Source organism: Nonomuraea cypriaca, from assembly GCF_015645445.1.
GTDB lineage: Bacteria > Actinomycetota > Actinomycetes > Streptosporangiales > Streptosporangiaceae > Nonomuraea > Nonomuraea cypriaca.
The window spans coordinates 1-7,652 of record NZ_JADOGI010000362.1 but is presented as its reverse complement, the minus strand read 5'-3'; the positions used below and the strand labels follow the sequence as shown (position 1 = coordinate 7,652).

General features: G+C 70.3%; 8 protein-coding genes. 4 read left to right on the top strand and 4 right to left on the bottom strand.

What is annotated here, in order from left to right; genetic code table 11:
- Window positions 1-779 (top strand): tyrosine-type recombinase/integrase (locus ITP53_RS59905; protein WP_195902977.1); only part of this gene is annotated, 779 nt, incomplete at its 5' end.
- 488 nt (window positions 780-1,267) lie between these two features.
- Here ITP53_RS59905 and ITP53_RS52435 read toward each other — a convergent pair.
- The gene (locus ITP53_RS52435) at window positions 1,268-2,218 is read right to left on the bottom strand and encodes an SDR family NAD(P)-dependent oxidoreductase (RefSeq protein WP_195902976.1); all 951 of its coding nucleotides are present in this window, start codon (window positions 2,216-2,218) and stop codon (window positions 1,268-1,270) included.
- 184 nt (window positions 2,219-2,402) lie between these two features.
- Between ITP53_RS52435 and ITP53_RS52430 the strand changes: the two genes are divergently transcribed.
- Together ITP53_RS52430 and ITP53_RS52425 are read left to right on the top strand one after the other, a co-directional pair.
- Entirely contained in the window at window positions 2,403-2,993 is a 591-nt protein-coding gene (locus ITP53_RS52430) for a TetR/AcrR family transcriptional regulator (protein ID WP_195902975.1), read from the top strand.
- Window positions 2,994-3,242: 249 nt separating this feature from the next.
- On the top strand, window positions 3,243-3,986 hold the full coding sequence (locus ITP53_RS52425; RefSeq protein ID WP_207757664.1) for a nuclear transport factor 2 family protein: 744 nt from the start codon (window positions 3,243-3,245) through the stop codon (window positions 3,984-3,986).
- Window positions 3,987-4,085: 99 nt separating this feature from the next.
- Here ITP53_RS52425 and ITP53_RS52420 read toward each other — a convergent pair whose 3' ends face one another.
- From ITP53_RS52420 to ITP53_RS52410, 3 genes are all read right to left on the bottom strand, one after another.
- The gene (locus tag ITP53_RS52420) at window positions 4,086-5,261 is read right to left on the bottom strand and encodes an erythromycin esterase family protein (RefSeq protein WP_195902974.1); all 1,176 of its coding nucleotides are present in this window, start codon (window positions 5,259-5,261) and stop codon (window positions 4,086-4,088) included.
- A gap of 526 nt (window positions 5,262-5,787) precedes the next feature.
- Entirely contained in the window at window positions 5,788-6,273 is a 486-nt protein-coding gene (locus ITP53_RS52415) for an ATP-binding protein (protein WP_195902973.1), read from the bottom strand.
- Between the two features lie 250 nt (window positions 6,274-6,523).
- Window positions 6,524-7,219 carry a CTP synthase C-terminal region-related (seleno)protein gene (locus ITP53_RS52410; protein WP_195902972.1) on the bottom strand — a complete coding sequence of 232 codons (696 nt, stop codon included), beginning with the start codon at window positions 7,217-7,219 and terminating at the stop codon, window positions 6,524-6,526.
- A gap of 189 nt (window positions 7,220-7,408) precedes the next feature.
- Between ITP53_RS52410 and ITP53_RS52405 the strand changes: the two genes are divergently transcribed.
- Window positions 7,409-7,652, top strand: a 244-nt coding sequence (locus ITP53_RS52405) for a helix-turn-helix domain-containing protein (protein ID WP_195902971.1), incomplete at its 3' end; no start/stop codon positions are given.

Sequence of the window (7,652 nt, the reverse complement as noted above, 5' to 3'; positions counted from 1 at the left end):
GGGAGGCGGGGCGGGCGGGGCAGTCGCCGTCGTCGCAGGCGCGCTTTCGCCGGTCGATCTCGGCGTTGTTCAAGCATGCGACGCTGGCGGGGTGGGTGCAGCTCAACCCGATGACGCAGTCGGCGATCACGTCGAAGGAGCGGGGCGGGTTGCGTGCGCAGCGGCGGGCTTTGACGCGGGAGCAGGCGCAGGGGCTGGTGGGGGCGGCGCGGGCGTTGCCGGAGGCGCCGGAGCCGGCGGGCAAGCGGCGTGATCAGCGTACGGAGTTGCGCGACGCGGTGATCGTGCTGCTGCTGGTGGCGGTGGGGCCTCGGGTGTCGGAGCTGGTGCGGTCGAATGTGGAGGATTTCTTCACCAATGACGGGGTGCGTTACTGGCGGATCTTCGGTAAGGGCGGGCGTACGCGTGATGTGCCGTTGCCGGCTGATGTGACGCGGGTGTTGCAGGCGTATCTGGCGCGGGGGCGGCCGGCGGTGGAGGACAAGGCGTTGTTGTTGTCGTGGCGGGGGCGCAGGCTGGCGCGGGGTGATGTGCAGGCGGTGATCGATCGGGTGCAGCGGCGGGTGGATCCTGAGCAGCGGCGTTCGGTGACTCCGCACGGATTGCGTCATACGACGGCGACGCATCTGCTGGCGGACGCGGTGGACATGGATGCGGTGCGCCGGGTGCTGGGGCACAGCGATCTGGCGACGCTGGGGCGGTATCGGGATGAGTTGCCGGGTGAGCTGGAGGTGGCGATGCGTACGCATCCGCTGCTGCGGGGCGAGACGGCGGGGTGAGCGTACGCCGCCTTCGGTGAGCGGTCCTGGTCGGCTGCTGGTGGCGGGGTGGGACCTGGCCGGGCGGGTGAAGGGGTAATTGGCCGGTTGGGGTTCCGGCGGGTCCTCATAACGAAGGCACTCCCCCATCCGGCACCTCTTGGGCCGAGACTCCCCTCGCGGCACTCCCCTGTCCGTCATTCCTTGCGCGGGCCGTCCCCTATCCGGGCGCTCTTTGCCGGGCGGGCCGGGGTGTGCCGTGCTCGGTGTCGGGCGCGGAATTGGCCCCTTCGCACCCGCCCGTCCCGGCCTTCGGGGGGCCTGGTAGCGATGGAGCGGAATCCAACGAACCCGCCTCTTACCTGCGGTGACGCGGCGTTCCACACCGAGGCGGAAGGATTATCCGCCGTGGTTGTCGGCGCTGGTGCCTGATCCGCGGATCAACGAGGTTGGAGGCCTTTGTGGAGGGCGGCGTACCCGGCGGGGGCCTGTCGAGGTCGGCCGTCGGTTCACGTGAGGTTCGTGCTTGGATCGAGGCCGGTCAGGCCGGCGCTGGCGGTCCACAGTCGTGCCGCGAGTACGGTGTCGGCCAGGTGACCTTGGACGGGTTCGAGGGCGGGCAGGCCGCGTATCCCGAAGACCCGGGGTCCCCAAAGCTGGCCACCGCGCACTGACGGGTCGAGGACGGCCCGGACGGCGGGCCAGGCGGCGGCCTCCTTTCCCTGCAAGAGGAGACCGGCGGGCAGGCCGCGCAGTCGTTCGCCACGGGTTCGGACGCGAACCGGCGGGCGTGAGGGGGTGAGTGAGTCGAGTGCGCCGCCGGGGTGGATGATCACGCTCAGCGTTGTGCTGCCGGCGGCGCGCAGGCGGCGGTCGAGTTCGAAGCCGAAGAGCATCTGTGCGAGTTTGGATCGTGCGTAGGTGCGCTTCGGCCGGTAGTCGCGCGTGCTCTGGAGATCGTCGAGGTCCAGGCTCTCGGACTTCGCCGTGAAGCTGCCGGTGGTGACGACACGGCTCCCGGGTGTGGCCATCAGCAGGGGTGTGAGCAGTGAGATCAGCGCGAAGTGCCCCAGATGGTTGGTGGCGAACATCAACTCGTTGCCGTCCCTGGTCTCGCGCCGTGGCGGCTGGTCGAGCAGCACTCCGGCGTTGCAGACGACCGCGTCCAGTCTTTGCGGTCTCAGGGCGTCGGCGGAGGCTTGGAGTGAGGAGAGGTCGGCGAGATCCAGGCGGATGTGACGGACGTGCGCGCCGGGGACGCGGGCGCGGATCGAGACTTGCGCGGCTTGGGCTTTGGCGGTGTCACGGCCGGCGAGGATGACGGTGGCGCCGGTGCCGGCGAGTTGTTCGGCGACGAAGTATCCGATGCCCGCGTTGCCGCCGGTGACGAGGACGTTCTTGCCGTCGGCGCGCGGCAGGCGTCGTACGTCCCAGAGGGCTGGGCTGTGGAGGGAGGACATGGTCCGGTTCCTTACGTTGGTTGGCTGGCCGGGGTCTGTGCCGGCGCTCCTCTGGGCATCGGGGTCACGGCCGGGACGGTGATGGCGGTGAGGGCTACGACGACGATCAGAATGAAACTAGACTTACTCTGAAACTATATCCACTATAGATTCATAGGAGTTTCGGATTCGGTACGATGAGAACATGCCGACGACGATGGGGCGCCGCGAGCGCAAGAAGGCACAGACCCGCCGGGCGTTGTCGGAGGCCGCGTTGCGGCTGTTCTGCGAGCACGGGTACGACGGCGTCACCGTCGCTCAGATCGCCGACGAGGCGGACGTCTCCATCGCCACCCTGTTCGCGCACGTGCCGGACGGCAAGGAAGCGCTGATCTTCGACGACGGCGCCGAACGACGCGTCTGGCTGGTCGCCGCGGTTCGCGACCGGCCCTCCGGCCAGTCGGTGCTGGAAGCGCTGCGCCGCTGCATGGCGGCCCGGGGACCCTTCGCCGGCGATCTCCCGGCCGAACTGCGGCGCAAGCGCGACCTGATCGTCAGCACGCCTGCACTGCGGGAATACTCACGCAAGCTCTGGATAGCCGGCGAGGAACCCCTGGCCGAGGCGATCGCCGCCGAGAGCGGCCGCGACCCCTCCGACATGACCGTCCGCGCTCTGGCCCGCTACGTCCTGGAGATCCCCGAACTCGCGGGCACGGAACCCGACTCCCTGTCCGCGCTGAACGCCATCTTCGACCTCCTCGAATCCGGCTGCCCCGAGTCGCTCAGAGAAGCCTGAGGCGGCGTGTGGCGCCAGACGGGGTGGTCCTCCGAACGCCGCCTCCCCCAGCGCCTGACGCGTCCGCGCTCAGCGACTCGACGTCGCGGTGGATCGTCCGCTCCGACGCCTCCAGCCGCTCCGGGCTCCCGCGCGGTCATCCGGGCGTGTGTCCGGAGCATCAGAAGGAGGGATACGAGCCGGCTTGTGCGTATGCCTCGAACTCTACTGACACAGGATGTCAGGAGGCTGGGCCTAATGTCCTCGTTCATGAACTATGAAGCCTTTGCCGAACGCTACGTCGCCGTCTGGAACGAGAGCGGCCCCGACATCCGACGTACGATGATCTCCGAGTTGTGGGCACGGGACGGCGTGGAATACACCGACAGCGCCGAGTACCGCGGCCTCCGGGCCTTGGAGGCTCGGATCACCGATGCGCACAACCAGTTCGTCCGTGACGGCGGCCAGGTCTTCCGTGCCGCCGGTGACACCGTCGGGCACCACGGAGGTGTCCGTTTCACCACCTACATGGTGCCGGAGGCGGGCGGCGAGGTCACCTGGACGGGTGCCGTCTTCGCCCGGCTCGGCGCCGACGGGCGCATCGAGTCCGACCACCAGTTCGGCGACCCGCCGCGGCCCGGCACGAAGACCGTCGTGGACGCCTTCCTCCAAGAGGCCCGCCCCGAGTTGTACGCCGAGCGCGTGGACTGGCGGGTGAGCTGGCCGGTGCCGGAGCATCCGCTCGTGCCGTGGATCAGGCCGCGCGCCACCCGGGCCGAGGTGGCCGATCACTACACCACGTTCGCCGGGCTCTGCACGGGCGAGGTGAGCGTCGATCGGGTCCTCATCGACGGCCAGGACGCCGTCGTCACCGGCACCAGCACACAGGTGGTCACATCCTCGGGCAGGCGGTTCAGCATGACCTTCGCCCTGCACCTGACCGTCCAGGACGGCCTGATCACACGCCACCACATGTACGAGGACAGCCTCGCGGTCGCCGAGGCGTTCGGCTAGATCGCATCAGCCCCGGGCGCCGCCTTCGGTGAGGGGGCGGGCATGGATGGCGTGAGTGCCGCGCGTGCGTGTCAGCAGAGCCTGACACGCACGCGCCTGTCAACCCAGCCGGCCCAGCCTGACAGCGTGCTTGAGGAAGACGACGCCGTCGATCATGTCGAGCTGGGCCGGGTCCAGCGGGAAATAGGCGAAATCGTGGGAGATGCGCGGGGCGGGCTTCGTGATGGCCTCGGCCAGGCGCCGGGCGTCGATGAGAGAGTGGTCCCACGGGAGCGTGGACAGGATGCCTTCGACGGTGTCCGGCGGCGGGGTGTCGTCGCCGGCCGTGCCGAAGGCTGAGGCCAGGAAGGCGTACCGGTCGCCCAGGTGCGTCCCGGTGATCGCCCCCGCGCTCCACCACTCCAGCGACTGGTCGCCGAACGGCATGAAGCTCTTGTTCCGCTGCAGGTGGAGGTTGGAGGCGAAGACCAGGGCCGGGCCTTGCTCGGCGACGGCACGCAGGTTGGCGGCCATCATCGCGTCCCGCAGGGCCGACAGCCGGGTCCACCGTGCCGGGGACGCGTCGGCCAGCCAGTAGTGGTAGCGGAGCAGGCCGGTGGCGGTGCGCCCGTACAGTGCCGCCCGCTCCCCGTCCTCCGCGCTCAGCTGCGGCGCCTGCGTGTCGAGCAGCGCCACCAGGTCGTCGGCGATCAGCCGCAGCCGCCGGGCGTCGGCGGACCGGCCGATCGACTGGGACGGATCCATGGCCGAGGCCTCGTTCGCCCACCGGTCGTCCGGGCCCAGCAGCGTGTCGAGGGTTTCCCTGGTTACTACCGTGCAAGGGAGCGGGCCGTCCAGGAGGGCGTAGAGGGCGGTGAGCGCCTGGCGCGGGCTCGCCGCCCAGTACTCCAGAGGGCCGTCGAACCCGAAGAACCTGAGCTTTTCGCCATGCTCCTCGTTGTACGCGCGCATCCAGCGCACGAGCTCGCGGTTGGCCGGTGACGCGCCGAAGCCGTGGCTGAAGCCGCGTTCCATGACGTCATCGAGCGTGCCCGCGCCCGTCGTGATGTAGTCGTCCACCACGAGGCCCATGAGACAGTCGCTCTCGATGGCGAACGACCGGTAGCCCTCGTGCTCGACCAGATGGCGGAAGATCTCGTTGCGCAGCTCGCCCAGCTCCCCCACGAAGTGCCTGGCCTCGCCCAGGCCCAGCAGCAGGGGCTTGGCGGGAAGCGAGTGGAGGAACGCCGAGACGCCCGCGCCGTCGAGCGGCCGGGCCGTGTCCTTGATATCCATACCTTCAACGGTATCGTTGAACACTCAGTGTAAACTTTTTCTGGAAATCCCCGCTCTCATCGCGATGGACCTTCAATCGGCGATGCATCCATGAGGCCGGTGGGCCCGGCGCGCGAGCACGGCCTGTCCACCCAGGCGATCAGGAACTGCGAGGACACCGGGCCCAAGTGAGAGCTTCGTTGACGACAGGCCTGTGCCGCCGCCCGGCCTCCGTCGGCTCGATGGCGGGCGCGCCGGGCGCATGCCCACGCCTGGTGGTGGTGCGGCCGGGGTGTGCCGGGGCCCGGTGGAGCCGGTTCGGTGGCGTCCACCGGGCCTCCGGCCGAGCACGGCGACCAACGGGGGAGGTCCGTGCTCGCGGACGGTCGCCCTGGCTCCCGGTTCGTCGCGCCGGCGGGTTGCCGGTCGGTCGCTTCGTTCCGGTGACGTGGGTGACCGGTTTCGCCTGCCGGCCTGGCGGGGGGGTGACGGCCGGAGCCGGGTCTGGGTGGTGAGCGCCGGTCCCGGCCGTCTGGTCTGGTGTTCGTCAGTGCCGTTCCGAGGTGATCAGTTCGAACCAGGTGACCGTGTCGGAGACGCCCCAGCAGCAGGCCAGGTGTGCCAGGTGCGGGCTGTCCGGGTCCGGCGGGGGGCCGGTGTTCCGGGACGGCTGCCCGTGCTCGGCGGGGCCGGTGTTCTCGATTTCGCCGCGCAGCAGCCCGTCCTCCACCCGCAGTGCGAGCCTGATGGTGGCGGTGGCGTGCCGCAAGGCGGCCGCGATGAGGTCGGCGACCAGCAGTTCGGCGGCTTCGACCTGTTCGTGCAGGCCCCAGGCGGTGAGCCGGGCGGCGGTAAGCCGGCGGGCGCTGGGCACCGCCGACGGGTGGGCCGACAGCGACCACGAGACGGCGCGGTCGCGCCGCGTCCATCCGATGCGGAGGGCCAGGGCGTCTCCCATGGCCAGGAGCGCGTTGCGGGACGGGTACAGCGGAACGGCCCGTCGCGGGCGTTCCTGCTGGCAGATGGTGCGCACGTTGATCCCTTTCCCCCGTTGGCCTGCCGGTCCATTTGTCCAGGATGTGGTCAGGACCACCACCACAGAGACGGGATAAATGCCTATGTCGGTACCTATTTGGCTGGTCCGATACGCCCCTGACCGGTCGCCACCGGACCGCGACGCCCGCGCGTGTCTCCCTCGGTGAGAGTGGTGGCCAGTTCGGCGAAAGCCGTGGCCGCCGGGAGCGGGCCGGCGGCCGCCTGCAGGATCCTCAGCTGGGTGAACGTCACAGCGCCGCCCGCAGCAGGCCGGTGACCAGCGGGTGCGGGCGCCCGGGACGCGAGCGGGCCTGCGGCACGTACAGGGTGGCCACGTAGTACGGGTGTCCGGGGACCTCCAGCACGCGGGCCTCGCCGTCGCCGTCCACGCCGGTGACCACGAAGCCGCCGTCGTGCAGGGTCCCCTGCCTGCGGGGGTCGAGGCCGAAATCGCAGTAGTACTCCTCCTCCGCCTCGGTACGCCCGTACAGCGCGGCCACCCGGGAGCCGGGGACCAGGGTGACGGGCATGGTCTTGCCCGCGAGTGAGCAGGTCAGCTCCGAGACGAACAGGGTCGAGGCGTAGGGGTCGTACTCGGCGTGCTGGGCATCCTCGTAGCCGAGCACGTGACGGGCGTACTCGATGATCATGTGCTGGCAGCCGCCGCACGTCCCCAGAGTGGGGACGCCGTGCTCGCGGCCGTACCGGAGCGCGGCCAGGGCGCCGGGCAGGCTGCGGTACGGGCTGCCGGGCGCGCACCACAGCGCGTCGGCGCTCTTGACCCCGGCCAGGCCGGATTCGAGCTGTTCGGTGGCCAGCCAGCGGACGTCCACCCCGACGCCGAGGTGCGCGGCGGCGTGCCGCAGCGCGTCGTCGGTGGCCGGGTGCGGGGGAAACGCGGGGTCGCGGTCACCGACGACCACGACGTGCAGGGATCGGTCCATGACCTCACTATTGCGACAGTCCGGTCATGAGCGCCAATGCCGATCCACGCATCCGCCATGAGCGATCGCTCATGGCCTCCAGCGCCACGATGCCGTCGCGGGAGGGGAAGCGGCCCGGCGCCTTCCAGTGAGCGCCGGGGCGCGCGATAACAATACCGGTATTTGTATCCCAGGGTGTAGGCTGAAGGCATGGTGCGACCTCCACTGACCCCCGAGGAGCGGCTCCGCGGCGAGCGGCTCGGCCTGGTGCTGCGCCAAGCCCGGGGCGAGCGCAGCATCGTCGAGGTCGCGGCCGCGGCCGGCATGTCCGCCGAGACCCTCCGCAAGATCGAGACGGGACGGATCGCGACGCCCGCGTTCTTCACGATCGCGGCGCTGGCCGACGTGCTCGGCGTCTCCCTGGACACCCTCGCCGTCCACGCCACCCCCGCCC